This window comes from Pseudorhodobacter wandonensis, from assembly GCF_001202035.1.
In the GTDB taxonomy this organism is placed as follows: Bacteria; Pseudomonadota; Alphaproteobacteria; order Rhodobacterales; family Rhodobacteraceae; genus Pseudorhodobacter; species Pseudorhodobacter wandonensis.
Genome location: NZ_LGHT01000015.1, coordinates 1 through 26,910, shown reverse-complemented (window position 1 = coordinate 26,910; position 26,910 = coordinate 1). Strand labels below are relative to the sequence as shown.

Below are 26,910 nucleotides of genomic sequence, written 5' to 3'. Positions count from 1 at the left end.
CAGAATGGAACAAAAGAAGGTTTTTAAATGTCCGAGGATCTAAAGCTGGAAATTGGGGCTGATACGACGCTTCTTTTGGTTGATGATGACGAGCCGTTTTTGAAACGCCTTGCCCGTGCGATGGAAAAGCGCGGGTTTTCAGTGGAAACTGCTGAAACCGTAGCAATGGGCAAAGCGATTGCGCAGTCACGACCGCCAGCTTTTGCGGTAGTTGATTTGCGGCTTGAAGACGGGAATGGCCTTGATGTGGTTGAGGTGCTGCGTGAAAAGCGCCCTGATTGCCGGATTGTTGTTTTAACGGGCTATGGCGCTATTGCAACCGCTGTCGCGGCGGTAAAAATCGGTGCGATTGACTATTTGTCAAAACCTGCCGATGCAAATGAGGTCACAAACGCGCTGCTTTCGCGAGGAGAGACGTTGCCCGAACCGCCCGAAAACCCGATGTCGGCAGATAGGGTGCGATGGGAACATATTCAACGTGTCTATGAAATGTGTGATCGAAATGTTTCCGAAACGGCGCGCCGTTTGAACATGCATCGTCGTACTTTGCAGCGTATTCTTGCCAAGCGCAGCCCGCGTTAAAAATAATGGCTTTCAATTCATGCGCAGGCTTTAGATACTTGTGTATCTAAAGACATTGCATTTTTCTGATTGACCATACGTCGGCGATTGAAGCCGCAATCGGTTTAAGGTAATGGTTTGGATCCAATAAAGAAGGGAACCCGGAATTGGAAATCGACCTAAGTACTTATTCCTTAAAAGATCTAAAGGAAATGCAATCCAAGGTTGCCAAAGAAATTGCTGGTTTTGAAGCACGCAAAAAGAACAACGCTCTTTTAATGCTGGAAGAAAAAGCAAAAGAACTTGGATTTACCTTGGCTGAACTGACGGGTGCCACTGTCGCGCGCAAACGGTCACCCGCTGTTGCCAAATATGCGAATCCTGACGATTCCACGGATACCTGGTCGGGCCGCGGCCGCAAGCCGCGTTGGTTTGTTGCAGCATTGGCAGCAGGTAAAACGCCGGAGCAGCTTTCTATTTAAGGCGTTATACTTTCGCCAACAGCTCTGCGTGGCGTGCAATAAACGCAGCGCGCACTTGTACCGGCGGCCTCAGTTCTATCGACAGACCTTTGATAAGCTGGGCCGCCTGCTTTCCAAAAATCTTATCAGCCTCAGCCGTGGAAAAACCGGCAATGTGCACGGCCTCGAGCCAGGCCGAAACAGTATCTGCCGCCTTGATGGCTTTTTTGATGGCGGCAGGTAGAACTGCGGGCAAGCCAAACCGGATGTGAATTGCCGCGGTCAAGCGATCATCCAACGTGCCATAGCCAGGGCCGACAGCTGCTTTGACCGGGCTGATCATGTCGCCAATCACATATTCCGGCGCATCATGTAAAAGCGCCGCAAGTTGCCAGCGCGCGCCTTCTCCCGGATTGGACTTGCGGAAAATCTGTTCGACCAGCAGGGAATGCTCGGCAACCGAGTAAGGCCAATCGCCAATGGTTTGCCCATTCCAACGCGCCACAAAGGCCAACCCATGCGCAATATCTTCGATCTCGATATCAACCGGTGTCGGGTCTAACAGGTCCAATCGGCGGCCAGAAAGCATCCTTTGCCATGCGCGCGGTTGTTTCATTCAGATATTCTCCGGCTCTTTGACACACTGAAAACCTTGTCCGACATTGCCCTGACCCCACTTCGGTGCTACCTGACCGTTAATTGAACATTTGCCAAGGAGCACGGGGTATGTCGCAAGATTACATCGTTAAAGACATTGCACAGGCCGAATATGGCCGCAAGGAACTGAATATCGCTGAAACCGAAATGCCAGGCTTGATGGCGCTGCGCACGGAATTTGGCGCGGCTAAACCGTTGAAGGGTGCGCGGATCGTCGGGTCCTTGCACATGACCATTCAAACCGCCGTGTTGATCGAAACACTGGTAGAACTTGGCGCCGATGTGCGCTGGGCATCGTGCAACATCTATTCGACCCAAGACCACGCTGCCGCAGCGATTGCCGCTGGCGGCACGCCGGTTTTCGCGATCAAGGGCCAAACCCTGACCGAGCATTGGGATTATCTTGACCGTTCGTTCCTGTTCCCCGAAGGCGCGAACATGATCCTTGATGATGGTGGTGATGCGACCTTGTACGTTCTGCTGGGTGCCCGCATGGAAGCTGGCGAAGACGTGCTGGCTGTGCCGCAATCCGAAGAAGAAGAAGTGATCAAAGCGCAGATCAAAAAGCGTATGAAAGAGTCGCCCGGCTGGTTTGCCAAAACTCGCGCGGCGATCAAAGGTGTATCCGAGGAAACCACGACAGGCGTTCATCGCCTTTATGATCTGCACAAGAAAGGCCAACTGCCTTTCCCCGCGATCAACGTGAACGACAGTGTTACCAAATCGAAGTTTGACAATAAATACGGCTGCAAGGAATCGCTGGTCGATGGTATTCGCCGCGCGACCGATACGATGATGGCCGGCAAGGTCGCTGTTGTGTGCGGCTATGGCGATGTGGGCAAAGGTTCGGCAGCGTCGCTGCAAGGCGCTGGTGCGCGCGTGAAAGTGACCGAAGTTGACCCGATCTGCGCGTTGCAAGCCGCGATGGACGGGTTTGAGGTGGTGCTGCTGGAAGATGTTGTTGCAACTGCCGACATTTTTGTCACCACGACCGGCAACAAAGACGTGATCCGTATCGAGCATATGCGCGAGATGAAAGATATGGCGATCGTTGGCAACATTGGTCACTTTGACAATGAGATCCAGGTGGCGGGCCTGCGCAATCACAAATGGACCAACATCAAAGATCAAGTCGATATGATCGAGATGCCCTCCGGCAGCCGCCTTATCCTGTTGTCGCAGGGGCGTTTGTTGAACCTCGGTAACGCAACGGGCCATCCTTCGTTCGTGATGTCAGCATCTTTTACCAACCAGGTTTTGGCGCAGATTGAGCTTTGGACCAAAGGCGACGAATACGCGCCGGGCGTTTACATTCTGCCCAAGCATTTGGATGAAAAGGTGGCGCGTCTGCACTTGGGCCGTATCGGTGTAAAATTGACCGAGCTGCGCAAAGATCAAGCTGATTACATCGGCGTGCCTGTCGAAGGCCCCTTCAAGCCCGAACACTACCGCTACTAAAACCTTACCTAGCGCGTAATTACGTAAGTTTTGGCGATTGAGGCCCGGCATAATTGTCGGGCCTTTTGCATGAATACGCGCTTTGCAGCCCCAAATTGGGGAGAAAACTGCGTTATTTTCCCTTTGTCTGTGCCAGTCTTTGTGCCTAAGGTCCGATATGGGGGTCCGTGATGGGCTTGTTCGACTATGCAACAAACACAGGAGCGACAGGAAATGAGCAAGAGAGACGAATTGATTGCGAAATACGCCGACGATCTGCGCAATAAATGCAAAATGGAGCCTGACATGGCGCTGTTGACCAAAGTGACCATCGGCTGCGGCCCTGCAATCTATAACGCTGATAGCTCGACTGTTGCGGGCACTGATCCATCAGAACTGGAAACCGTCAAAAAGAACTTTCTAATGAAAAAGCTTGGCCTTGCTGATAGCCCGGCTTTGATGGAAGCCATTGACGCTGTTATCAACACCTATGGAAAATCCGAGCGCAACAAGTACCGTGCGGTAATTTACTACATGCTGACCAAGCATTTCAGCAAAGAATCCGTTTACGCCTGACTAAGGACGTAACGCCCAATACAACACCCGCCCCGATCATCCGGCGCGGGTGTTTTGCTTTGCCAATGCTAAAACCTTAAACGCATTTGCCTTAATTTCTAAAGGCTTTGGTTTTGCGGTGAATGCGATTCTAACGTACATAAGAAGAACAGAGCAGGACGCTCGGGACCTTTTCAAACAGAACACGTGTGGTGCTAAGGGAGCACGTGGTGTGGTAGGAGGGTCCTGATGGGGTCGGGGCCCTCCTATTTATTTCCAGGGTATTTGCTGCGATGGCTTATTCAGTCAACCCACCCATGCGGCGCACAATTGCCCATTCTTCGGCTGTAACCGGCTGTACCGACAGCCGCATACTTTTGATCAGCGCCATATTCTCCAGCCCCGGCCACACTTTGCAATCTTCCAAAGTAACGGGGTGTAACAGTGGCTCGACTGCCTTAATCATCACGCAATCCCAGCGCGGATCATCGGTTGTGCTGTCAGGTTCGCTGGTACGGCATACTTCAACAATGCCGACGATCTCTTTGCCGACATTGGAATGGTAGAAAAACCCAAGGTCGCCGAGCTTCATTGCGCGCATGTTGTTGCGGGCTTGATAATTGCGCACGCCGCCCCATTCCTCGCCTGCGTCACCTTTGGCAACCTGATCGTCCCAACTCCATGCATCGGGTTCAGATTTGAACAGCCAATAGGCCATCAGCCCACAACCTTTTTCCATTCGGTGATCGTAACCGAAGCAAACAGCCCTGCTTTGGCATAGGGGTCGTTTGCCGCCCAATCCTGTGCCTGCGCCAGCGTTTCCACGTTCAGCACAACCAGCGAGCCGTTCATTTCGCCTTCGGGTGACAGCAATGGCCCGGCCATTTCTACTACGCCTGTGGCCTCGATATAGGCCAAATGGGCGGCGCGGTTATCCTTGCGCACTTGCAAGGCACCGGGTTTGTCATGGCAAAAAAGGGCGACGCGCATCAAAGGTTACTCCTGTTTCAAAGGGCGGGACATGAGGGCGCGAATTGCATCCTCAAGCGTGATCTGGTTTTGGGTCAGGGCCGCAACCATCTGGGTTACCGGCATGTCTATTTCGTGTTTCCGGGCCAGTGTAGCTACGGCTTGCGCAGTCGCAACCCCTTCGACGGTCACGCCTGCGTCAAATACGGCACCCGCGCCCAGTGCCGCACCAAAGCGGAAATTTCGTGATTGCTGTGACGTGCAGGTCAGTACCAGATCGCCAAAGCCCGACAGCCCGCTTAGGGTTTCCGAGCGCGCGCCAAGGTGTAATGCCAGCCGCTTCATCTCAACAAAGCCGCGGGTCATCAGGGCTGCCCGCGCGCTTTCGCCCAAGCCCGCGCCGATCACCACACCTGACGCAATCGCGATCACGTTTTTCAGCGCGCCGCCAAATTCGGCGCCCGTCACGTCTGTCGTGCGATAAAGCCGCAGCACCTCGGTCGACAGTTGGTGCTGCAATGTTTCACCCGCGCCTTCGTCGGCGCAGGCCAGCGTCAGCGCGGTTGGCAGACCTTTGGCGATATCGCTGGCAAAGCTTGGCCCTGTCAAAATTGCCGCTACGGCGTTGGGGCAATGGGCGGCAATAACGCCGGTCGGGCCAAGGCCAGTCCCTAGGTCAACACCTTTGCAGCAGGCCACAAGGTTGTGGTTTTGAAACAGTGCCGAATGATCTGCCAAAAACCGCCCCATCGCTTGCGCGGGCAGGGCTAGCAGCACGGTTTTTGCCTTGGCGACCTGTGCCAAACCATCTGCAATCGTCACTAGCGCGGGCAATTCTGCCCCCGGCAGCCGCGCAATGCTGCGCCCTGTTTGCCCCCGCCCCCATAGGGTAACGGGTTGTTTGGCCCCCAAAGTGATCGCCAACGCGCCACCAAATGCGCCGGCGCCAATAATGCCAATCATGCCTTGGCCCCCTTTTTGCCATAGCCAAGCAATGCTGGGCTGGTTTGGTCCAATGGCCAGCGCGGACGGGCCGAAAGCGTCAGATCGTCGCGTTCGCCCATCCTAAACCGTTCTATCCCGGCCCAAGCGATCATGGCGGCGTTATCGGTACAGAGCGCCATCGGCGGGGCCAGAAATTCTACGCCCAGATCGGTGCAAACAGTCTCTAACGCGGCGCGAATGGCTTGGTTTGCGGCCACGCCACCTGCGACTGCCAGCGCCGACACTTGCGACGCATCCAAGGCGCGGCGGGTCTTTTCGGCCATCACATCTACGACTGCCGCCTGAAAACCTGCACAGAGGTCGGCGCGATCGGCACGGGTCATCCCGCCTTTTTCGGCGATTACGGCATCGCGTGCGCGCAATAGCGCAGTTTTGAGCCCCGAGAATGACATATCGCAGCCCGGCCTATCCAGCAACGGCCGGGGCAGTGTGAAACGCTTGGAGTTGCCGTTGCGCGCCTCGGCCTCGACCATTGGGCCGCCGGGTTGTGGCAGGCCCAACACTTTGGCAACTTTGTCAAATGCCTCTCCGGGGGCATCGTCAATTGACCCGCCAAGGCGGGTAAAGCTGTCCGGCCCGTCAACGCGCAAATATTGGCAATGCCCGCCCGAAACCAGCAGCATCAGATAGGGAAACGCCAGCCCGTCAGTCAAACGCGGTGTCAGCGCATGGCCCGCCAAATGGTTGACCCCGATCAGCGGCAGGCCTGTCGCAGCCGACAGCCCTTTGCCACACATCACGCCCGCCAGCACACCACCAATCAGCCCTGGTCCTGCGGTCACAGCGATTCCATCCAGTTCGCCAAACCCCAAACCTGCGGCCGCCATCGCCTGCGCTACGCAGCCATCGACGCGCTCGGCATGGGCGCGGGCGGCGATTTCGGGGACGACGCCGCCAAAGGCCGCATGCAGGCTGGTTTGCCCTTCGACAATCGAGGCAAGGATCTGCCGACCGTCAGGTCCGTCACGCACAATCGCGGCAGCCGTGTCATCACAGCTGCTTTCAATGCCAAGAAGGGTAATCGTGTTGTGCATGTCAGGCCCGTTGCCAGAGGGTTTTATAGCAGGTAACACCTGCATCATGGCCACACAATCCCGCCTGCCCGCCTTTCTGCTAACACGCCCCGCCGCGCAGAGCCACCGCTTTGCCGCGCAACTGCATCAGCGCTTTGGCCCTGACATCACAGTGACCATCAGCCCTTTGCTTGCGCCGCACTATCTGGAACCGCCCATCCCGCAAGGCCCGTTTTCAGCGCTTATCTTTACGTCAGAAACCGGAGTGGTAGCGTTTCTGGCCCATCCCGCCCGCCCCAAAGACCTGCCCAAACTGGCCTATTGCGTGGGGGAGCGAACTGCAAAAGCTGCGCAAAATGCGGGTTTAGAGCCGGTTTCGGCAGATGGTGATGCGGCCAACTTAATTTTACTTATCCGGCAAAAGGGCCAGCGCGGCCCGTTGCTGCATATTTGCGGCAAGCACACCCGCGGCGATGTTGCGCAAACCCTGACCGATGTCAGGCTACCGACGCAAAGCTGCGTGCTCTACGACCAAATTGAACAAAAGCTGACCAAAGCTGCTGTTGCCTTATTGCGAGGGGAAGGGGCAGTGATGGTTCCGCTTTTCTCGCCGCGCAGCGCAGGGTTATTTTGCAAGCAAGTCTCGGCGCTGTCTCTATTGTCGCGACCGACCTATGCCGTTCTCAGCAAAGCTGTGGGCGACTCTTTGTCCGAGGTGCAAAACGCAAACTTGTGCTATGCAGAAAAACCGACTGCTGCATCGCTGATTGATGTAATCGCGCAATTTTATGCTGTGGCGTAGATGGCTTGAGCCTGTGGCGCAGTCAGTCTAGATTGAGGAAATCCCCGAAAACCGGGGCGTTGATATGGAGGCGCATTGATGGCAACCCCAAAGACCCCGCGCAAAAATGCGGCCAAATCGGTTCAGGAAAAGGCTGAGGACCCGTCAGTTGATGTGACCAAGGCCGAGGGTGCCATGGTTGAAACCAGCCAAGAAGCAGATGGAACCGGCAAGCTTTTGTCTTTGGACGAGCCAGAGGCAGCAGAAATTGCCCAGAGCGATACACCCCAAGCCGAACCCGTGTTAAGCGCCGAACCAAGCCCTCCCGACCCAGGCAGCGCCACTGAAGAAGCCATCGTTTTGGATGAGCCAAAGGCCGAGAGGGAAGAGCCAAAACCCGATGAAAAGCCACAAGAAAAGTCGCGAAACGAACATGCTGCACCAAAGCCTGCTGCAATTGCTGCATCCCCTGCAGTGGTAAAATCAGGCCCCGGTTTTGTGCCATTGGTTCTGGGTGGGGTTGTCGCCGCGGGGTTGGGTTTTGGTCTTGCCCAAATGACGCCCGAAGGTTGGCCCGTCCCCGGTGCTTCGCCATTGCAGACACAACTAAGCCAGCAAGCCGAAGAGATCAAAGCCTTGCGCGCCGAGTTGCAGGCAATGCCCAAGGATGACACCAAGGCAGTGCTGGATGAACTGGGTGCTGTTCGTGATACTGCCGCCAATGCGCTTGCGACAGCCGAAGAGGCCAAACTTGCCGCTGCGGCACTGCCCGAATCTGCGCAAGGCCCCGATTTCACGCCGCAAATCACAGCTTTGCAGGAACGTCTGACCGCGTTGGAAACCCGTCCCGCGGCGGATGGCGCTGTTGATCCGGCGGTACTTGGCAAGCTGACGGTCGAGATTGACACGCTGCGCAGCGGTCTTGCCGACCAAAAAGCTGCGGCCGAGCAACTGGTTGCCGAGGCGGAGGCCGTGCGCGCTGATGCCGCTGCCAAGGCGCAAACGGTGCTGTTGAAAGCCGCGTTGACCAATGTAGAAGCAGCGATGCAAAACGGTGCATCTTTTGCCGAACCCTTGACCGAGCTGACAAATGCCGGCCTGACAATTCCGGCGATCCTGTCGGAAAATGCTGAAAACGGTGTGCCGACAGTCGCGGCCTTGATGGCCAGCTTTGACAAACCCGCCCGCGCCGCATTGGAAGCGAGCCTGCGCGGCAATATGGGTAGCACATGGACAGATCGTGTCGGGTCGTTCCTGCGGGCGCAAACCGGTGCCCGGTCGCTGACGCCGCAAGAGGGTACCGACCCTGACGCCATTCTGTCCCGCGCGAATGCGGCTGTTGCCACGGGCGATATTCAAACCGCCCTGACAGAAATCACCACCCTGCCCGAAGCCGCGCAAGAGGCGCTTTCTGCATGGGTTGCACAGGCTAAACTGCGTTTTGACGCACAAGCAGCGACTGCCGCGTTGGCGACAGCGTTGAGCGAAAGGTAACTGATAGAAATGATTTGGTCGCTCATCAAAGTTTTGCTGTTTGTCGGCGCTATTGCTGGCCTGTCCTATGGCGCGAGTGTGTTGATGGATACCGGCGGCGGTATACAGATCGCCTTGCTTGGCATGGAATTCACGCTGGGGCCGTTGCAAGCCGCCATCGCGCTGTTGGTTTTGCTGGCGGCCTTGTGGCTGTTGTTAAAGCTGGTTGGTTTGATGGTCGCAGTTCTGCGCTTTTTGAATGGCGATGAAACCGCCATTTCGCGCTATTTCGACCGCAACCGCGAACGCAAAGGCTATCAGGCGTTGTCGGATGGCCTTATGGCGCTGGCCTCGGGCGAAGGGCGCGTTGCGCTGGCGCGGGCGGCCAAAGCTGACAAGCTGCTCGACAGGCCCGAATTGACAACCCTGCTGATTGCCCAAGCGTCCGAGATGACCGGCGATACCAAGCGCGCGTCCGAGGCCTATAAGCTGCTGCTGGATGACAACAAAACCCGCTTTGTCGGAGTACGTGGGTTGATGCGCCAAAAGATTGCCGAGGGCGATACCGTGACGGCGCTAAAGCTGGCCGAAAAAGCCTTTGCTTTGAAGCCCAAGCATGAGGAAACGCAGGAAACCTTGCTGAACCTACAAACGGGCCAAGGCGATTGGAAAGGTGCGCGGGTGACTTTGGGCGCCAAACTGAAAGCCGGCGCTTTGCCGCGCGATGTGTTCCGCCGCCGCGATGCGGTGCTGGCGCTGCAAGAGGCAAGCGGTGTGCTGGACGAAGACGCAACCATCGAGGCACGCGAAGCCGCGATTGAGGCGAACCGCCTGTCGCCCGACCTGATCCCCGCCGCTGCAATGGCCGCCCGCAGCTATATCGCCAAAGGCGACAGCCGCAACGCGACCAAAGTGCTGAAAAAAGCATGGTCAGTGCTGCCGCACCCCGATCTGGCCGCAGCCTTTGCAGAAATCGCACCGGATGAGAGCAGCGCCGCGCGGCTGAAACGCTTTGCGGTTTTGACCAAGCAAAACCCCGACAACATGGAAACCCGATTGCTGTTGGCCGAGCTGAACCTGACGGCTGAGGATTTCCCTGCAGCCCGTCGTGCCTTGGGTGATTTGGCAACCAGCCATCCCAATGCGCGGACCTTGGCGATTATGGCCGCGGTTGAGCGTGGCGAAGGTGCGGATGATGCAGTTATTCGCGGCTGGCTGGCGCGTGCACTGACCGCCCCGCGTGGCCCACAGTGGTGCTGTGACAAATGCCAAGCGATCCATACGGCTTGGGTGCCTGTTTGTGACAACTGCGGCGGTTTTGATACCCTGTCGTGGCGCGAGCCTGCAGATGCCACAGGGCCAAGCGCGACGGGCACCGAGTTGCTGCCGCTAATCATTGGCAAGCCAGAGCAACCGGTGATCGACGTGACAGACGTGACGGATGAGCCCGAAGATGCCGAGGTTGTTCAGGACGAAAAAGCCGAAAAATAGGCCGGAAATGAAAATGGGGTGGCATTGAGTGCCACCCCGTTTATCTTTGGGATGAAGCGCGAATTACCCGCGCAAACTGCCGCCTGTTGCCTTGCTGACTTTATCAACGATCTTGGCGCAAACAGCTTCAATCTCTTTGTCAGTCAGAGTCGTCGTTGTGGGCTGCAAACGCACCGTCAGTGCAATAGATTTTTTGCCCTCGCCCATCTGTGCTGCGGCCTTTTCACCGGTGAACTGGTCAAACAACCGAACGGATTCAATTAGCGTTTTGTCAGCGCCCATTGCCGCGTTTACAGCGGCCAGTGCCTCGACCCCTGCATCAACAACAAATGCAAAGTCACGCTCGACGGCTTGCAGGTTACTGATAGGCAAGGCGGCGCGCAGGGTAGTTTTGGCTTTGGGTTGCGGCACATTGGCTGGGTAAACTGTAAAGCCCATGACGGGGCCCTTTAGGTCCATCTCGGCCACGATTTTCGGGTGGATTTCACCGTAGGTCGCCAGAGTGTTCGGCCCCAAAGCGATTGTACCCGCGCGGCCGGGGTGGAACCAAGCTGGCACCTTACGATTGATTTGCGCACGTGCGGGCGCACCAAGGGCCGCCAGCACGGCCTCGGCATCGGCCTTGGCATCATAAATATCGGCGGCGCGGCGCGAGCCGTAGGGGTCGCGCGGGGCTACGTGGCCAACAATAATACCAGCGGCTTGGGTCTGTTGATCACCAGGTTCGCCACCTGAAAAGGCAGGGCCTACTTCGGCCAACGACAGATCCATGAATCCGCGCGCCTGATTGCGGGCGGCGGCACGCAGCAGGCCGGGCAACAGATCGGGGCGCAGATGCGACATTTCTGATGAAATCGGATTGTCGACCCGCACAGCATCCGTTCCGCCACCGAACAGCGTGGCCGAAGTTTGGTCAATAAAGCTGTAGGTAACGCATTCATTATAGCCCAAGGCCGCCAATGTACGCCGGGCGCTGCGTTCGCGGATTTGCGCTGCTGTCAGGATAGGCGCAGGGATACCCGGTTGGGTGCGCGGCAGTGGAATGCCTTTCAGCTTGGACAAGGACGCGATGCGGGCAATCTCTTCGACCAGATCGGCCTCGCCCTGCACGTCGGGGCGCCATGAGGGCGGGGTGACCATGTTGCCGGACAGGGTAAAGCCCAAGGCCGTCAGCGTTTGCCGCTGGGTTGATTCGGGGATATCCATCCCGACAAGCGAGCCGGTCCGTGCAGGGTCAAACTTGTATTGGCGGGTCGTGTCAATCGCTGCGCCATCGCTTACCACGGTCGAAGCCGTACCTCCGCACAGATCGAGGATCATCTGTGTGGCCGCGTGCAAGCCAGGCAGGGTGAACGCAGGGTCTACGCCTCGCTCAAACCGGTAGCGAGCATCGGAATTGATTTTCAGCGCGCGGCCAGTGGCGGCAATGGTGATCGGGTCCCAATAGGCGGATTCAAGGAACACATCTGTGGTTTCCTCGGTCACGCCCGAGGCCTCGCCGCCCATAATGCCCGCTAGAGATTCCGGGCCGTTATCATCGGCAATGACCATTTGGCCCGCGCGCAATGCATAGGTTTTTGCATCAAGCGCCAGCAGTTGCTCGCCCTCCTGCGCGGGGCGGATGTGCAGCGTGCCGGCAACTTTGGCAGCATCAAAAACATGCAATGGCCGGTTTAGACCCATAGTGAAGTAATTGGTAATATCCACCAACGCCGAAATTGGCCGCAAGCCAATGGCCCGCAGGCGGTCCTGCATCCACTTTGGCGACGGGCCATTTTTGACGCCGCGGATCAGCCGCCCGGTGAAATGTGGCGCGGCCTTGGTTTTCAGATCAGCGTCGATTTTAACGGCGACAGGGCAGGGGAACTCGCCTTTAATCTCGGCAATATCAAGGGCTTTCAGCTTGCCGATGCCGCGTGCAGCCAAATCACGCGCAAGGCCGCGCACGCCAAGACCATCGGGCCGGTTGGGGGTGATCTTTACATAGATCATTGGGTCATTCAGGCCGCGATAATCGATGAAACGTTGGCCCAGCGGGGCATCCTCGGGCAAGTCGATAATGCCGTCATGGTCGTCCGACAACATCAACTCGCGTTCGGAACACAGCATGCCATTGCTATCAACGCCGCGAATATTGCCAGGTTTCAGATCAACCCCAGTGCCGGGAACATGGGTTCCGACGGGGGCAAATACCCCCACAAGGCCGGTGCGGGCATTCGGCGCGCCGCAGACAACCTGCACTTCTTCGGGTGCGGTACCGGGGCCGTTCGGGTAGGTTTCGACACGGCACAGGCGCAAGCGGTCGGCGTTGGGGTGCTGCACTGCCTCGATCACCCGGCAAATGCGAAAAGCACCCAAAGTATCGGCAGGGTTTTCGACGCCCTCAACCTCATGCCCCAGATCGGTAAGGGCAAACAGGATGTCATCCAGCGAGGCTGTGGTTTCAAGGTGATCCTTGAGCCAGGACAGGGTGAATTTCATGGCAGGCTCCTTCATTAGCGCGGCAGGGTGGGCAACAGACAGGGAATGCCCTGCCAAATAACCAACTCGATACAAATTTTCCCTACATCAAGCAGGGGTGTTGGGAAAGGGTGGTACGATTATGTTGAAGAATTGGAAAGACCGGATTGCAGAGGCAACGCGCATTGTTGCGGTGTTGGCATAGCAAATCATGGTTTGAGCGGTTTCAGGCAGGCCTGAAAGTGGATCGCGCCAGATGCCCAATGGGTGAAATGTGCTGACGATGCAGAATGTGGAAACAGAGCGGTTTTAGCGCCCAAAAGCCTGCCGTTTCCAATTCGGAAACGGGTTTTTTCTGAAATATGGCAAAAAAGTGCCAAATTCTTAGCGATTGCCATGTTATAGCCATAATATGGACAAATGGCTTGAAATTCCGAAGGATCGAAAGCGGCAACCTGCTGGGCTGCTGTGTTTCATATTGGCGTTAACAATTTTGATGCTGCTCACGTTTTTGGGGCGCTAGCCATGAATTTGGCAGCGGCCTGTTGATGACCGCATTTCCCAACCCAAGGGGTTGAGCAAAGCCCGAGGCAATTATTTTCAAAACAGTACAAGGTCAGGCCTATGGTGCCGCACGCTGTGGCATTGGCTGCGTTGAAGCATTCGGGTCGGTCAAATGCGCCAAAAGCCACGGCAACGCATCTTCGGACAAAATCCGCATTGATTTGGCAAGGATGGTCGGATCCTCGTACACATCCAGATATGTAAGCAATGCCAACGGTTCAGAGGCGGCTACATCCAGTAACAAAAATCGTTCCAGCGGGACGAAATCATCCTGTGCCCAGGGGCCAGAGGTGTTACTATCAAGCGATTGAAACCCAAGGTTTACCTGGCAATCAAAACCAAACCGGCTGCGCTGCAAATGAATTGAGACGGTTCCTAAATCGCCGCTTTTTGCCCAAGACTTCGCCTTTTTGTCGAAACCATGCGCCTGTGCGACGGCATCAATCCCAGCAACAATTATGCCGACAGCCGCTTCGCGCTTGGCGGGAAACGCTGGATCATGGGCCGCAATATGCATGCGAACACCGTTGTCGACGGTTTCGGCTTTGGAGTTCGTGGGTGATACGTGCGGTTTTGTGGCGGGCACCGCAGAATCGACAGCATTTTCTGAACGCCTTTTAAAAAGTGCATTTAGAAATGAAGTAAGGGACATTGGGTTGACCTTTATCCGGAGGGCGCGGGGCAAGCATGCGCTGATAGGGCCGACGACGCCAAGAAAAGAGGGATCATTTGATGCAAACGCCCCCCATTTTCTGAATACAAATCTATTTCAGCGGCAAGCAAATTTCTGTCACCCATTCCTCAGGCGGGTTGTCGCGCGGAGAGGTAAGATAGACCTCGTAACTGGGCTGGCCCGATGGCATTTCGCCCGATTGCGTCAGCCACGGGCCATAAAGGTAAGCATATGCGGCAGGCAAACCAGCATAATGCCCGGTAAAGCGCAAAACCGCGTGGCGGCCGGTGGGCAATACAATCGATTGCAGGGGCGGCGCGCAGGGCATCGTTTTCGGTGCTGTCACGGCTGCGAATGATCGCAACTCGGCAGGAACTGTTCTTGCAGGATCATCATAAAAGATCGCCACCATTTGGCGGGTTTTTTCCGTCATGTCGCGTGCGTCAAGGATGTCAAACAGTTTGGCATAGCTTTGCGACATCTGCTGGTAATCGCCCGCATGTGGCAAACCGATCAGGGTCCGAGACCGGAGTTTTTTCACGGTGATGGGGTACATTGTGTCGCGTCCTTATGTATCTTGTGTTTGCTTTGCGCCAGTTTGGCACAGTTTCAAGCCGGGCACAGAGTTTTGTGCAGGCATTTGCGCAGTGAACGGCCTGTTCAGTTGCATTTGGCCCGTCCAGACGGCATATAGCACTGAAATGCGAAAGCGGAGAGCCAGATGAACTATCTCGAGTTTGAAAAGCCGTTGTCGGCTATTGAAGGCAAGGCTGAAGAGTTGCGCGCAATGGCGCGAACCAACAAAGAGATGGACGTTGAAAAGGAAGCGGCGGCGTTGGATGCCAAGGCCGCCGGCATGTTGCGTGATTTGTACAAAGGCTTGACGCCTTGGCAGAAATGTCAGGTGGCGCGCCACCCCGACCGACCGCATTGCAAAGATTACATCGACACGTTGTTTTCAGAATATACGCCGCTAGCCGGAGACCGGAATTTTGCCGATGACCATGCGGTTATGGGCGGTTTGGCACGCTTTAACGATGCGCCGGTTATGGTGATTGGCCATGAAAAGGGCCATGATACCAAATCGCGGATCGAGCGGAACTTTGGCATGGCGCGCCCCGAGGGCTATCGCAAGGCCGTGCGCTTGCTTGATATGGCGCATCGTTTCGGCCTGCCAGTCATTACACTTGTCGATACGCCCGGCGCCTATCCTGGCAAGGGTGCCGAAGAGCGTGGGCAATCCGAGGCGATTGCGCGTTCAACCCAGAAATGTCTGGAGCTTGGCGTGCCACTGGTGTCGGTGATTATTGGCGAAGGCGGTTCGGGTGGGGCGGTAGCCTTTGCCACAGCCAACCGGATCGCGATGCTAGAGCATTCGGTCTATTCCGTGATTTCACCCGAGGGTTGTGCCAGCATTTTGTGGAAGGACTCTGACAAGATGCGCGAAGCTGCAGAAGCCTTGCGCCTGACTGCGCAAGATTTGCAAAAGCTGGGCGTGATTGACCGGATTGTAAGCGAGCCTTTGGGCGGTGCACAACGCGGCAAGCGCGAAACCATCGCGGCTGTAGGCAAGGCAATCGAAACGATGCTGGCTGAAATGGCAGATATGAAGCCGGACGCTTTGATCAAAGACCGTCGGCAAAAGTTTATCAACATGGGCTCAAAAGGGCTGGCCGCATAAATGGGCGCTTGGACAGCGTTGGTTTTGGCGGGGCTGTTTGAGGTGGTTTGGGCGCTGGGCCTGAAATATTCGCATGGCTTTACTAAATTGACCCCATCGGTGGTCACCGTGTTGGGCGCGATTGTCAGCTTTTGGTTGCTTAGTTATGCGATGAAATCCTTGCCTGTGGGCACGGCCTATGCCGTTTGGGTTGGCATTGGCACAGTGGGCACGGCCATTCTGGCGGTAGTTATGCTGGGCGAACCGGTGAATGCTGTGCGGATCGGCGGGATCGGGTTGATCGTTGCAGGGATCGTCGCGCTGAAGCTGGCCTAGGCCGTTGCAAGTGTCGGATAGTGTGTGATCCTTGATCTGCTTACCACATGGTTTTGACGGCTTTCTCCGGCCATTCAGAATCATAGGTGGCCCCGTCAAATACGCCCGAGGTTATCTCGGCAAGGATATCCCCCATACTGGGTAGCCCTGCAGATTGGTCGCCGGTTTGCCAAATGCCAGACCGCATAAGCGCGCGGGCGCATTGGAAGTAAACCTCGGTAATCTGAACAATTATGACGCTGCGGGGCAGTTTAGAGGAACGGGCAAAACGGGCGCAAAGATCGGCATCATTGGTTATGCGGGCCGTGCCGTTTACGCGAACGACATTTGTTGCACCTGCAACCAAAAACATCAGGCTGACACGCGGGTCACGCAGGATATTGCGCAAGCTGTCGATGCGGTTGTTACCATGCCAATCAGGCAAAGCGATGTGCTGCGGGTCCAACACGAGGATAACAGGGCCGTCATCACCGCGCGGGCTGGCATCGGTGCCTTCTGGGCCAATAGTTGACAGGATGCAAAGCCGTGAGCGCGCCACCCAAGCCGAATAGGCTGGGGTTAGAGCATTTGTCACCTTTAGCAAAGATGCCTGTGCGGGCGCGCCGTATAGTGCGTGCAAACCGTCTTCAGTCTCAATAAAATCCATATACCCCCGCATTGTGATCAAGTCGGACGATATGTAGGGCTGTGCAATGTGGCAATAAAAAAGGCAGGGGGTTCCCCTGCCTAAAATCGCCGCCTTGTTTTTAATGGGCCATGAATACCGGAATTTCGGCGGCTTCCAGCATGTTGCGCGTCGCGCCACCCAAAATAGCCTCGCGGAAACGCGAGTGGCTATAGGCACCCATAACCAGCAGATCTGCATCAACATCGCGGCTATGGCGGTTCAAGATATCCGAAATTTTCGGCATCGTGCGGGCCAATACTGTTACTTCGGCTTTGACGCCGTGGCGCACCAGCATTTGGCACAAGGCGCCGCCGGGGTCGGACCGCTCGGCCCCATGTTGTGGCGGGTCGATGATCGTGATCCAGACCTGTTCGGCATGCTTGAGAAATGGCATCGCCCGACGAATCGCATTCATCGCCTCGCGGCTTTGATTCCATGCGATGACAATGCGTTTGCCTAAATCTGTGGCGTCCATCGGTGCATCGGGCAGCACCAGTACGGGTGCCTGTCCTTCAAACATCGCCGATTCAACGATAGCCTCTTCCTCATCGCCATGGCTCTTGCCGTAGGGTTTGGCCAGAACGACCAAATCGGCAAAGCGAGAGCGCAAGGCGACCAGATCTGCCAACCCACCAACCATCGCGAGCGCGGTTTCAGATGACCAGCGTAGCGATGGGCCTGCCGCAGCTGCAGCACCTTTAATGGCCGCTTCAACCGCTTTCGCATCATTCGTGGCGTTTTCTTGTGCAGCCTGCATAACAATTGCACTGGCGCCAACATAGGAATAGCCAAGCTGTGCCCGATCAATACCAAGCGAAAGGGCATCAAGATGCCCGTCATGGGCGATAGCGAGTGAAGCTGCGGTTGCAAATGTCTGCGGGGCGCGGGCCGGGTCAGCACAGATGGTCAGCAAAGATTTGTATGCCATGAATGAAGCCTCCTGTTGTGACAATAAGCCACGGTAACGCCGACGAATAGTTTGTGCTTTGATCAGGGTCAAAGATATGTTCACAATTGCTTGACATGGATCAAAGCGCCAATCCGCTGAACTGTTCAAAAGCAGGATGACAAAAAATGTCTGGCCGAACCTTGGTTTGGACTGGGCGAAGACGAAGGGACGCAAAATGTGGGATTACTTTAAACTGATCGCGCTGGGCCTGATAGCGGTGCTTGCCGCGATCGGGGCCAATTACGCGCGCGATCCGGCCTATCTGGTCAACGCACTGACGATCATGCTTGTTGCAGGGGGGCTGTTTTTGTGGACGGTCCGTCGTGTGGGAGAGCCGAAAGCGGTTGCCTCGCAAAACGAGTATATGGACGGTGTTGTGCGCGCAGGCGTCATCGCAACCGCCGCTTGGGGTGTGGTGGGCTTTTTGGTGGGGGTTATCATTGCCTTCCAGCTGGCTTTTCCCAGCCTGAACTTCGAGTGGGCGCAAGGCTATGCCAACTTTGGCCGTTTGCGGCCTTTGCACACATCTGCGGTTATCTTCGCATTTGGTGGCAACGCGCTGATCGCAAGTTCGTTTTACGTGGTTCAACGTACAAGCGCTGCGCGTCTTTGGGGGGGTAATCTGGCCTGGTTTGTGTTCTGGGGTTACCAGTTGGTGATTGTGCTAGCGGCAACCGGCTATTTGTTGGGTGCAACCCAAAGCAAGGAATATGCCGAGCCGGAGTGGTTGACCGACTGGTGGCTGACCGTTGTCTGGCTGGCCTATCTGGCTGTATTCCTCGGGACATTGGTAAAGCGCCGTGAGCCGCATATCTATGTAGCCAACTGGTTCTATCTGTCGTTTATCATCACTGTGGCCATGCTGCATGTGTTCAACAACCTGTCGATTCCGGTATCTTTGTTTGGATCCAAGTCAGTTCAGGTGTTCTCGGGCGTGCAGGACGCGATGGTGCAGTGGTGGTACGGCCACAATGCTGTGGGCTTCTTCCTGACCGCTGGTTTCCTTGGGATGATGTATTACTTTGTGCCAAAACAGGCTGAACGGCCCGTGTTTTCGTACAAGCTGTCGATCATCCACTTCTGGGCGCTAATCTTCCTCTATATCTGGGCTGGTCCACACCACTTGCACTATACCGCTTTGCCAGATTGGGCCTCGACCCTCGGGATGGTCTTTTCGATCATGCTGTGGATGCCTAGCTGGGGTGGTATGATCAACGGCCTGATGACGCTATCTGGCGCATGGGACAAGCTGCGTACCGATCCGATCATCCGTATGATGGTTGTGTCCATCGGCTTTTACGGGATGTCGACCTTTGAAGGGCCGATGATGTCGATCAAGGCTGTGAACTCGCTTAGCCACTACACTGACTGGACCATTGGTCACGTCCATTCTGGTGCGCTTGGCTGGAACGGTATGATCACTTTCGGCGCGCTGTACTTCTTGACGCCAAGACTGTGGAACCGTTCGGGTCTGTATAGCCTGAAACTCGTCAGCTGGCACTTCTGGCTCGCCACCATCGGGATCGTTCTTTACGCGTCCTCGATGTGGGTGACCGGGATCATGGAAGGCCTGATGTGGCGTGAAGTGGATGCAAACGGTTTCTTGGTAAACGCATTTGCCGATACCGTGGCCGCAAAATTCCCGATGTATGTGGTGCGTGGGACCGGTGGTCTGATGTTCCTGACCGGCGCAATCATCATGTGCTACAACCTGTGGATGACCGTGAAAGCACAGCCTGAAAAGGCAAGTGACAACGCGTTCGTGCCAGCAGAATAACCGGAGGCAATAATGGGAATTCTTGACAAACATAAGGTCATTGAGACCAACGCCTCTTTGCTGCTGGTACTGTCTTTCTTGGTAGTGACCATTGGTGGTTTGGTGCAGATCGTACCGCTGTTCTACCTTGAGAACACGATTGAAAAAGTGGAAGGGGTTCGCCCCTACACGCCACTGGAACTGACCGGCCGCGACATCTACGTGCGCGAAGGCTGCTACGTGTGCCACAGCCAGATGATCCGTCCTATGCGGGATGAGGTGGAACGTTATGGTCACTACAGCCTCGCAGCGGAATCGATGTATGACCATCCGTTCCAATGGGGATCTAAACGCACAGGTCCGGATTTGGCCCGTGTAGGCGAGCGGTATTCGGACGCGTGGCATGTTGACCACCTGACCAACCCGCAATCTGTTGTGCCGGAATCGGTAATGCCTAAATACGGTTTCCTGTCGCGCAACATGATCGACGGCAAATACATTGAAGATACCATGAAAGTGCATCGTGTCGTTGGTGTGCCATATACCGATGACATGCTGGAAAACGCTACGGCGGATTTCAAAGCACAGACTAATCCTGATGGTGACTATGACGGTTTGCTGGAACGCTATGGCAAAGCCACTGTGCGCAATTTTGATGGCGCGCCGGGGATTAGCGAGATGGATGCTTTGGTCGCCTATTTGCAAGTGTTGGGTACGATGGTTGATTTCTCGACCTTCCAGCCTGACGCAAGCCGGTAAAGGGGGGCGATATGGATACCTATAGCCTGCTGCGTGAATTCGCGGATAGCTGGATGCTGATTTTTCTGACGGCCGTGTTTACTGCAGTGATTTTCTGGGCTTTTCGCCCGGGCAGCCGCAAGGTTCACGATGAGATTGCATCATCCATCTTTCTCCATGATGACAAACCCGCCGCTGAAATGGTGGACCGTTCCAAGGAGGCGCGGACATGAGTAAAAATTCTGTACGTCACCAAGCCAAAAACCACCAAGAAGGTGATCCGAACACAACGGGCCACAGCTGGGATGGTATTGAGGAATTCGATAACCCAATGCCACGCTGGTGGTTGTGGTCCTTCTACGCCTGTATCGCTTTTGCGCTGGTTTACTCGGTCATGTATCCGGCTTGGCCAATGATCAGCCGCGCAACGCCGGGTTTACTGGGCGCATCTACGCGCGCCGATGTCGCGGCCGAGATTCAAGAGTTCTCGGACCGTAACGCGCCAATTCGCGCAAAATTGGAAGCTGCAGAACTGACGGCTATTTCGGCAGATCCAGAGCTGTCGAGTTTTGCCAACAATGCAGGCGCTGCAGTATTCCGTACATGGTGCGCCCAGTGCCACGGCTCGGGTGCTGCCGGTGCCAAGGGTTACCCTAACCTGTTGGATGACGACTGGCTTTGGGGTGGCGATATCGAAGCAATCCACACAACGATCACCCACGGTATCCGCAACACCACCGATGAAGAGGCCCGCATCTCGGATATGCCACGTTTTGGCGCTGATGAGCTGTTGGAAAAATCTCAGATCGATAATGTTGTGCAATTTGTGCGCTCTATTTCGAAACAAGAGAATGACCCTGCAATGGCCGCCGAAGGTGCGGTGGTGTTTGAAGAGAACTGTGCAGCCTGTCATGGCGAAGAAGGCAAAGGTAACCGCGACTTGGGTGCACCAAACCTGACCGATGCAATCTGGCTGTTTGGGGGCGATGTTGCCGATCTGACCTATACAGTCACGAATTCGCGGCATGGCGTAATGCCAAACTGGAACACCCGTTTGTCCGAGGCCGATATCCGCGCTGTTGCCGTCTATGTCCACGGCTTGGGCGGCGGCGAGTAATCTTTCTCTCTGGAAATTGAAAGGCCCTCTGGTTTACACTGGGGGGCCTTTTGCATTTTTGGGGTAGGGCGATGGAACAGCTGTTGGCTGAGGTGCGGGCGTGCCAGATTTGCAAAGGGTTACCCTTGGGCCCGCGCCCGTTGGTTCAGGCCAGTGCTACGGCGCGGTTGTTGATTGCCGGGCAGGCGCCGGGGCGGGTGACGCATGCAAAGGGTATACCCTTTGACGATGCGTCTGGCGATCGCTTGCGCCAATGGCTGGGATTAAGCCGCGCGCAGTTTTATGATGCTAGCCGCGTGGCGATCCTTCCGATGGGGTTTTGTTTTCCCGGCGTTGGCAGGTCAGGCGATTTGCCGCCGCGTATTGAATGTGCCCCGCAATGGCGTCTGCGCTTGTTGGCGGCAATGCCCGTGCTTGAACAGGTTTTGGTTATAGGCCGCTATGCCGTTGCATGGCATCTACCACACGACAAGGCCAAGCCCTTGGCCGAGTTGGTGCAGCATATGGGGCCAACCCAGGTTTTGCCCCATCCAAGCCCCCGCAACGCCCGCTGGTTGCGGCAAAACCCATGGTTTGAGCAAGAGGTTTTGCCGCAGTTGCGGGCGCGGATTGCGGATGTGATGGCCTGATTTCACAGTTTTCCCCATGTCAATCTGTCGCCACTTGCGCCCTTTCCAGAAGTGCCGGTTCTTGTAGCGGTTAGTTTCACTTTGGCCGACACCGCGCGCCCAAAACTTGTTTTCGGTACGTGTTGCTGTCATCAAACTGTGCGCAAGTATTTCCTACATGGCATTTTCATTTTTAGCATTTCGTCCCTGCAATTCTCCAAAGTTTTATTCTAATTATCAGGTCAGGAAAGTTATTCTTATGTAAGGAATTTTTACATGAATGACTGGCGCGAATTGCCACGCTTGAACGCATTAAAGGCTTTTGCCTAAACTGGGGCCGTGGCCAAAGCTTTTGCGCAATGGGCTTTGCGGCAGTCGCGCGAAAAGCTGGTGGTTTGATTTGCGTCAAACCTGCGCCCGAATGACTGTGTTAGACAGTTCACGTTGGACCCGTCCGACCCTTTCACCGATACCCCATTTCTTGTTCGCGCATTCTCTTTGGGGTGTCGGTGAATTGATCTTACGCTCATGCGGGTGCGCGCGCAGATGTCGCACAGAAGTTAGAGTGCAAACTTGCATCTCTGATGTCATATTGATGCAGGTCAAAGCACTCTTTTAGCTGATGCTAGATACCCAAGCCATGAATGACGCCGGAGACATGCCGTGAGCAGTGAAGATATCGAACCCAAAAGCCTTTACGCCAAGCGCGAACCTATTTTTCCAAGGCGGGTCAAAGGGGCGTTTCGGAACCTCAAGTGGTTCTTAATGGCTTTTACCTTGGGGATCTACTATATCACACCATGGATCCGCTGGGATCGCGGGCCAAGTTTGCCCGACCAAGCCGTGCTGATTGACATGGCTAATCGTCGGTTCTTTTTCTTTATGATCGAAATCTGGCCGCATGAATTTTACTTTGTCGCGGGCCTGCTGATCATGGCGGGTTTGGGGTTGTTCCTGTTTACCTCGGCTGCCGGGCGTGTTTGGTGCGGCTATGCCTGTCCGCAAACGGTGTGGACGGACCTGTTCATCCTAGTCGAGCGTTGGGTCGAAGGGGACCGAAATGCCCGTTTGCGCCTGCATCGCAGCAAGTGGACCGCCGAGAAAATCCGTAAAACCGCAACAAAATGGACAGCTTGGCTGCTTATCGCTATCGCAACAGGCGGTGCTTGGGTGTTTTACTTTACGGATGCGCCAACGCTGGCAGTTAACCTTGTGACGGGCCAAGCACATCCCATCGCCTATTTGACTATCCTTGTCCTTACGGCGACGACTTTCTTTTTCGGCGGTTTTTTCCGCGAACAGATTTGCATTTATGCCTGCCCGTGGCCCCGGATTCAGGCTGCGATGATCGACGAAGACACGCTAACGATCAACTATCGCCATTGGCGCGGAGAGCCACGCGGCAAGTTGCACAAGGGCCAGGTAGCAGAGGGACAAGGCGATTGCATTGATTGCATGGCCTGCGTCAACGTTTGCCCGATGGGGATCGACATTCGAAACGGTCAGCAAATGGCCTGTATCACTTGTGGGCTGTGTATCGACGCTTGCAATGATGTTATGGACCGGATCGGCAAGCCACGTGATCTGATCAGCTACATGGCCCTGACCGATGAAGTTGCCGAAGTCGCGGGCAAAGAGCCGAAATCGGTTTGGAAGCATATTCTGCGGCCGCGCACGATTATGTACACGACGCTGTGGTCGGCTATCGGCATCGGGCTTGTCGTTGCGTTGTTTTTGCGATCCGATATTGATATGAACGTTACGCCAGTTCGAAATCCTACCTTTGTAACGCTGTCAGACGGATCGATCCGCAACACCTATGACGTTCGTTTGCTAAACAAACAGGGCAATGATGCGGTGTTCAACATCTCGCTGACATCGCCGAAAGCATTACAGATTTCATTGGAGGGTACCAAAGACCTGATTGTAACTGTTAAGGCAAATGAGCAAAAAACCCAACGTGTCTATGTGACTGCCGAGCCAAACTCACCTGCTGCCAAGTCTGACAGAACAGATCTGCGTTTGTGGGTCGAACAGACTGAGTCCTCTAACCGTGCCTATCACGACACGATTTTTAACGGAAAAGGTGAATAAAGTGGCTGAAACTTCGGAATTTCGGATTACAGGCCGCAAGGTTCTGGTTTTCACTGTTACGGCGTTTTCGGTGATTATCGCGGTGAATGTTTTGATGGCATATCAGGCCGTCAAAACCTTTCCGGGACTTGAAGTCAGCAACTCTTACGTTGCCAGCCAAACATTCGATGTCGAACGGAGCGCCCAACAGGCACTGGGTTGGACGTTGGTCCCCGAATATGACGCCACCGCCAAAGAACTGCGTCTGGCCTTTACCGATAAGGCCGGATACCCCGCAGAGCTTTCTAATCTTGACGTTCTTGTCGGGCGTACAACCGAGGCGCGCCAAGACGTTCGCCCCGAATTTGTGCGTGAATCAGGTGTGTTCGTGGCTAAGGTTGAATTGCCAATGGGTAGGTGGATGATGCAGGTCGAGGCGCTCGCGCCCGATGGCACCGCTTTTCGCCAGCGCATCAACTTGACCGTAAGGAACTAAACCATGGCCTTGGCCGAGGAATATGACGTAAGGCTTGATCCGGGCCATGCAAGTCCCTCGGCTTGCCCGGCATGTGCGATTGCCCCCTCGGCCGAGCGGATGGCCGAGTTGAGCCGCCCTAGCAAAGCGCGGCTGATGTTGTCTTTGCCCACCGCGCATTGTGCGGCGTGCATGTCTACGGTCGAAAACGGGTTGCAGGCCGTGCCCGGCGTGCAATCGGCCCGCGTGAATCTGACCCAACGGCGGGTGAGCATTGACGCTTCGCCCGAGATTACAGCGGAAAGCCTGATCCCAATTCTGGCCGGCCTAGGCTATGAGGCGCATGAATTGGATCCGGGCCTTTTGTCCTCTACCGAAAGTGACCGCCAAGGCCGCGAGCTTCTGATGCGCCTTGGCGTTTCGGGTTTTGCGATGATGAACGTGATGCTGCTCTCGGTCGCGATCTGGTCAGGTGCGGGCGATGCGACCCGCGATCTGTTCCACTGGATTTCGGCGGCCATTGCCTTGCCCACGGTGGTTTTTGCAGGGCAACCGTTTTTCAAATCGGCTTGGGCAAGTTTGCGCGTTGGGCGGCTGGGCATGGATGTACCAATCTCTCTGGCGATCATTCTGGCGTCATCGATCAGCTTGTTTGAAACCTATAATTCCGGCCATCATGCCTATTTTGACGCGGCTGTAATGCTGACGTTCTTTCTGCTGGCCGGCCGTTATCTCGATCACCGCACCCGCGCTGTGGCCCGTTCAGCCGCCGAGGAACTTGCCGCGCTCGAGGTGCCCCGCGCAATCCGCGTCGTGGACGGGGTTGAGGAAACCGTCGCTATTTCAGCTCTGGCCGTTGGCGACGTTGTGCGCGTGCGCCCCGGTGGCCGGATGCCGGTTGATGGCGTCATAACCTTTGGCGCGTCCGAGGTGGACCGCTCACTGCTAACTGGCGAAAGCCTGCCCGTGTTGGCCGCGCCCGGCACAGAGGTAGCTGCAGGCGAAATCAACTTGACCGGCCCGCTATTGGTGCGCGTGGTTGCCGCAGGGCGCGATAGCAGCTTGCACCGAATGGCCGATCTGGTTGCCGTGGCCGAAAGCAGTAAAACCCAATACACCAGCCTCGCCGAACGTGCCGCCCGGGCCTATTCGCCGCTGGTGCATTTACTGTCATTCGGCGCTTTTTCCTATTGGATGTGGGCGACCGGCGGCGATATGCGCTACGCCATCAACATTTCGGCGGCGGTGCTGATCATCACCTGCCCCTGTGCCTTGGGCCTTGCTGTGCCTGCCGTGGTTACTGCGGCCAGCGGCAAGCTGTTTCGCAAAGGCTTGCTGATCAAGGATGGCACAGCGTTGGAGCGCTTGGCCGAGGTCGATTATGTCGTATTCGATAAAACCGGCACGCTGACATTGGGCACCCCAACCCCGACCAATCTGGACCAATTGCCTGCGGATGTGTTGGCAGTGGCGCTGGGCCTTTCGGCTGGTTCGTCGCACCCGCTTGCCATCGCGTTAACCCGCGCGGCCCAACAACCACCCGCAGCCGTCACCGACCTACGTGAAGTGCCGGGCTACGGGGTTGAGGCGCATTATCGCGGTCACATCGTTCGCTTGGGCCGCGCCGAATGGGTGGGCGCCCCTCCAGTAGCCGAAACGGCTACCTATCTAGCCTTGGCTGGCCAAACCTTTGCCATCCACTTTGCCGATAAGTTGCGTCCCGGCGCTGAAACAGCCGTTGCCACGATGAAGAAAGCGGGGCTACAGCTTATCCTGCTATCAGGCGATGCAGAAGCCCCTGTGTCGGAACTGGCCAAACGTCTCGGCATCGACGAATGGGCCTCTGGCCAACTCCCCGACGAAAAGCGCGCCCATGTGCAGGGATTGCAAGATAAAGGCCGCAAAGTGCTGATGATCGGTGATGGTCTAAACGATACAGCGGCACTAGCGCAGGCCTATGTTTCCATCTCGCCCGCTTCTGCACTCGATGCTGCGCGGACTGCTTCCGATATCGTGCTGTTGGGGCAAGATTTTGCGCCGGTGGCCGATGCTTTGCGCATTGCCAAACAATCAACCCGCCGCATCCGTGAAAACTTTGCGCTTTCGGCGGCATATAACGTCATCGCTGTGCCACTCGCGCTCATAGGCGTCGCCACCCCGCTTATGGCGGCCTTGGCGATGTCGGCGTCTTCGATTACGGTGTCACTGAACGCTTTGCGCCTAAGGTAGCCAAATGGAAATCCTCACCATCCTGATCCCTGTCTCGCTTTTGCTGGGTGGCATTGGCCTTGCCGCCTTTTTCTGGGCGCTCAAAACCAAGCAGTTTGACGACCCGCAGGGCGATGCCGCACGCATCCTTAAAACCGATTACGACGACCACCCAAAGCGCTGAACCTCTTTCTGTTCGGCTCAAATATCCTCGGGGTGGGGG

At 56.0% G+C, this 26,910-nt stretch carries 28 protein-coding genes; 18 read left to right on the top strand and 10 right to left on the bottom strand.

All coding sequences use genetic code 11. The features are described 5' to 3' along the window. The first annotated feature begins 27 nt into the window (after positions 1 to 27). Both AKU79_RS01745 and AKU79_RS01740 read left to right on the top strand, forming a co-directional pair. Entirely contained in the window at positions 28 to 582 is a 555-nt protein-coding gene (locus AKU79_RS01745) for an ActR/PrrA/RegA family redox response regulator transcription factor (RefSeq protein WP_050521869.1), read from the top strand. A 146-nt stretch (positions 583 to 728) separates the two neighbouring features. Next, positions 729 to 1,043 (top strand): H-NS histone family protein, encoded by a 315-nt coding sequence (locus AKU79_RS01740; RefSeq protein WP_050521868.1) that lies wholly within the window; start codon positions 729 to 731, stop codon positions 1,041 to 1,043. Between the two features lie 4 nt (positions 1,044 to 1,047). Here AKU79_RS01740 and AKU79_RS01735 read toward each other — a convergent pair whose 3' ends face one another. Further along, positions 1,048 to 1,638 carry an HD domain-containing protein gene (locus AKU79_RS01735; protein ID WP_050521867.1) on the bottom strand — a complete coding sequence of 197 codons (591 nt, stop codon included), beginning with the start codon at positions 1,636 to 1,638 and terminating at the stop codon, positions 1,048 to 1,050. 110 nt (positions 1,639 to 1,748) lie between these two features. Between AKU79_RS01735 and ahcY the strand changes: the two genes are divergently transcribed. Continuing rightward, positions 1,749 to 3,137, top strand: coding sequence for an adenosylhomocysteinase (ahcY, locus tag AKU79_RS01730; RefSeq protein WP_050521866.1), 1,389 nt, complete (start codon positions 1,749 to 1,751; stop codon positions 3,135 to 3,137). A 213-nt stretch (positions 3,138 to 3,350) separates the two neighbouring features. Beyond that, the gene (locus AKU79_RS01725) at positions 3,351 to 3,692 is read left to right on the top strand and encodes a DUF2853 family protein (protein ID WP_050521865.1); all 342 of its coding nucleotides are present in this window, start codon (positions 3,351 to 3,353) and stop codon (positions 3,690 to 3,692) included. Between the two features lie 277 nt (positions 3,693 to 3,969). Here AKU79_RS01725 and AKU79_RS01720 read toward each other — a convergent pair whose 3' ends face one another. Genes AKU79_RS01720 through tsaD form a run of 4 tightly spaced genes read right to left on the bottom strand, consistent with a single transcriptional unit; the run spans position 3,970 to position 6,679 of the window. Then, positions 3,970 to 4,389 carry an EVE domain-containing protein gene (locus AKU79_RS01720; RefSeq protein WP_050521864.1) on the bottom strand — a complete coding sequence of 140 codons (420 nt, stop codon included), beginning with the start codon at positions 4,387 to 4,389 and terminating at the stop codon, positions 3,970 to 3,972. Continuing rightward, entirely contained in the window at positions 4,389 to 4,661 is a 273-nt protein-coding gene (locus AKU79_RS01715) for a YciI family protein (protein ID WP_050521863.1), read from the bottom strand. The genes AKU79_RS01720 and AKU79_RS01715 overlap by 1 nt, the downstream gene beginning before the upstream one ends. A gap of 6 nt (positions 4,662 to 4,667) precedes the next feature. Next, a complete protein-coding gene (locus AKU79_RS01710; RefSeq protein ID WP_050521862.1) occupies positions 4,668 to 5,603 on the bottom strand; it encodes an NAD(P)H-dependent glycerol-3-phosphate dehydrogenase in 936 nt (311 codons plus the stop codon). Continuing rightward, complete coding sequence (gene tsaD / locus AKU79_RS01705; protein WP_050521861.1) at positions 5,600 to 6,679, bottom strand: tRNA (adenosine(37)-N6)-threonylcarbamoyltransferase complex transferase subunit TsaD; 1,080 nt, start codon at positions 6,677 to 6,679, stop codon at positions 5,600 to 5,602. Before tsaD ends, AKU79_RS01710 begins: the two co-directional genes overlap by 4 nt. A gap of 46 nt (positions 6,680 to 6,725) precedes the next feature. Here tsaD and AKU79_RS01700 point away from each other — a divergent pair, with 46 nt between their 5' ends. The 3 genes from AKU79_RS01700 to AKU79_RS01690 all read left to right on the top strand — a co-directional run bounded on the left by AKU79_RS01700 (position 6,726) and on the right by AKU79_RS01690 (position 10,403). Beyond that, positions 6,726 to 7,460, top strand: a complete 735-nt coding sequence (locus tag AKU79_RS01700; protein WP_197087185.1) for a uroporphyrinogen-III synthase — start codon at positions 6,726 to 6,728, stop codon at positions 7,458 to 7,460. A 78-nt stretch (positions 7,461 to 7,538) separates the two neighbouring features. After that, positions 7,539 to 8,933, top strand: a complete 1,395-nt coding sequence (locus AKU79_RS01695) for a hypothetical protein (RefSeq protein WP_050521859.1) — start codon at positions 7,539 to 7,541, stop codon at positions 8,931 to 8,933. A gap of 9 nt (positions 8,934 to 8,942) precedes the next feature. After that, complete coding sequence (locus AKU79_RS01690; RefSeq protein WP_050521858.1) at positions 8,943 to 10,403, top strand: heme biosynthesis protein HemY; 1,461 nt, start codon at positions 8,943 to 8,945, stop codon at positions 10,401 to 10,403. Positions 10,404 to 10,466: 63 nt separating this feature from the next. Here the strand turns inward: AKU79_RS01690 and pheT are convergent, their stop codons facing one another. The 3 genes from pheT to AKU79_RS01675 form a co-directional block, all read right to left on the bottom strand. Beyond that, a complete protein-coding gene (pheT, locus tag AKU79_RS01685; protein WP_050521924.1) occupies positions 10,467 to 12,884 on the bottom strand; it encodes a phenylalanine--tRNA ligase subunit beta in 2,418 nt (805 codons plus the stop codon). A 601-nt stretch (positions 12,885 to 13,485) separates the two neighbouring features. Next, the gene (locus AKU79_RS01680; RefSeq protein WP_050521857.1) at positions 13,486 to 14,079 is read right to left on the bottom strand and encodes a DUF4304 domain-containing protein; all 594 of its coding nucleotides are present in this window, start codon (positions 14,077 to 14,079) and stop codon (positions 13,486 to 13,488) included. Between the two features lie 112 nt (positions 14,080 to 14,191). Next, a complete protein-coding gene (locus tag AKU79_RS01675; protein ID WP_050521856.1) occupies positions 14,192 to 14,656 on the bottom strand; it encodes an AraC family transcriptional regulator in 465 nt (154 codons plus the stop codon). Between the two features lie 165 nt (positions 14,657 to 14,821). Between AKU79_RS01675 and AKU79_RS01670 the strand changes: the two genes are divergently transcribed. Continuing rightward, the gene (locus AKU79_RS01670; protein WP_050521855.1) at positions 14,822 to 15,781 is read left to right on the top strand and encodes an acetyl-CoA carboxylase carboxyltransferase subunit alpha; all 960 of its coding nucleotides are present in this window, start codon (positions 14,822 to 14,824) and stop codon (positions 15,779 to 15,781) included. After that, positions 15,782 to 16,096 (top strand): quaternary ammonium compound efflux SMR transporter SugE, encoded by a 315-nt coding sequence (gene sugE / locus AKU79_RS01665; protein WP_050521854.1) that lies wholly within the window; start codon positions 15,782 to 15,784, stop codon positions 16,094 to 16,096. 40 nt (positions 16,097 to 16,136) lie between these two features. Here sugE and AKU79_RS01660 read toward each other — a convergent pair whose 3' ends face one another. Beyond that, complete coding sequence (locus tag AKU79_RS01660) at positions 16,137 to 16,742, bottom strand: pyridoxamine 5'-phosphate oxidase family protein (RefSeq protein WP_050521853.1); 606 nt, start codon at positions 16,740 to 16,742, stop codon at positions 16,137 to 16,139. Positions 16,743 to 16,842: 100 nt separating this feature from the next. Then, entirely contained in the window at positions 16,843 to 17,691 is an 849-nt protein-coding gene (locus AKU79_RS01655; protein WP_050521852.1) for a universal stress protein, read from the bottom strand. A gap of 196 nt (positions 17,692 to 17,887) precedes the next feature. Between AKU79_RS01655 and ccoN the strand changes: the two genes are divergently transcribed. From ccoN to ccoS, 9 genes are all read left to right on the top strand, one after another. Continuing rightward, complete coding sequence (gene ccoN, locus AKU79_RS01650) at positions 17,888 to 19,489, top strand: cytochrome-c oxidase, cbb3-type subunit I (RefSeq protein WP_050521923.1); 1,602 nt, start codon at positions 17,888 to 17,890, stop codon at positions 19,487 to 19,489. A 12-nt stretch (positions 19,490 to 19,501) separates the two neighbouring features. Continuing rightward, positions 19,502 to 20,227 (top strand): cytochrome-c oxidase, cbb3-type subunit II, encoded by a 726-nt coding sequence (gene ccoO, locus AKU79_RS01645; protein WP_050521851.1) that lies wholly within the window; start codon positions 19,502 to 19,504, stop codon positions 20,225 to 20,227. 11 nt (positions 20,228 to 20,238) lie between these two features. Continuing rightward, positions 20,239 to 20,439: a CcoQ/FixQ family Cbb3-type cytochrome c oxidase assembly chaperone gene (locus AKU79_RS01640; RefSeq protein WP_050521850.1), complete on the top strand. Its 201-nt coding sequence runs from the start codon at positions 20,239 to 20,241 to the stop codon at positions 20,437 to 20,439. Beyond that, entirely contained in the window at positions 20,436 to 21,323 is an 888-nt protein-coding gene (gene ccoP / locus AKU79_RS01635; RefSeq protein ID WP_050521849.1) for a cytochrome-c oxidase, cbb3-type subunit III, read from the top strand. The genes AKU79_RS01640 and ccoP overlap by 4 nt, the downstream gene beginning before the upstream one ends. Positions 21,324 to 21,394: 71 nt before the next feature. Further along, the gene (locus AKU79_RS01630; protein WP_050521848.1) at positions 21,395 to 21,952 is read left to right on the top strand and encodes a uracil-DNA glycosylase family protein; all 558 of its coding nucleotides are present in this window, start codon (positions 21,395 to 21,397) and stop codon (positions 21,950 to 21,952) included. Positions 21,953 to 22,594: 642 nt separating this feature from the next. Next, a complete protein-coding gene (gene ccoG / locus AKU79_RS01625) occupies positions 22,595 to 24,025 on the top strand; it encodes a cytochrome c oxidase accessory protein CcoG (RefSeq protein WP_050521847.1) in 1,431 nt (476 codons plus the stop codon). Between the two features lies 1 nt (position 24,026). Continuing rightward, the gene (locus tag AKU79_RS01620) at positions 24,027 to 24,500 is read left to right on the top strand and encodes a FixH family protein (protein WP_231580077.1); all 474 of its coding nucleotides are present in this window, start codon (positions 24,027 to 24,029) and stop codon (positions 24,498 to 24,500) included. Positions 24,501 to 24,503: 3 nt separating this feature from the next. Further along, positions 24,504 to 26,708, top strand: coding sequence for a heavy metal translocating P-type ATPase (locus AKU79_RS01615; RefSeq protein WP_050521846.1), 2,205 nt, complete (start codon positions 24,504 to 24,506; stop codon positions 26,706 to 26,708). A 4-nt stretch (positions 26,709 to 26,712) separates the two neighbouring features. Next, the gene (gene ccoS, locus AKU79_RS01610; RefSeq protein ID WP_050521845.1) at positions 26,713 to 26,871 is read left to right on the top strand and encodes a cbb3-type cytochrome oxidase assembly protein CcoS; all 159 of its coding nucleotides are present in this window, start codon (positions 26,713 to 26,715) and stop codon (positions 26,869 to 26,871) included. The last annotated feature ends 39 nt before the right edge of the window (positions 26,872 to 26,910 follow it).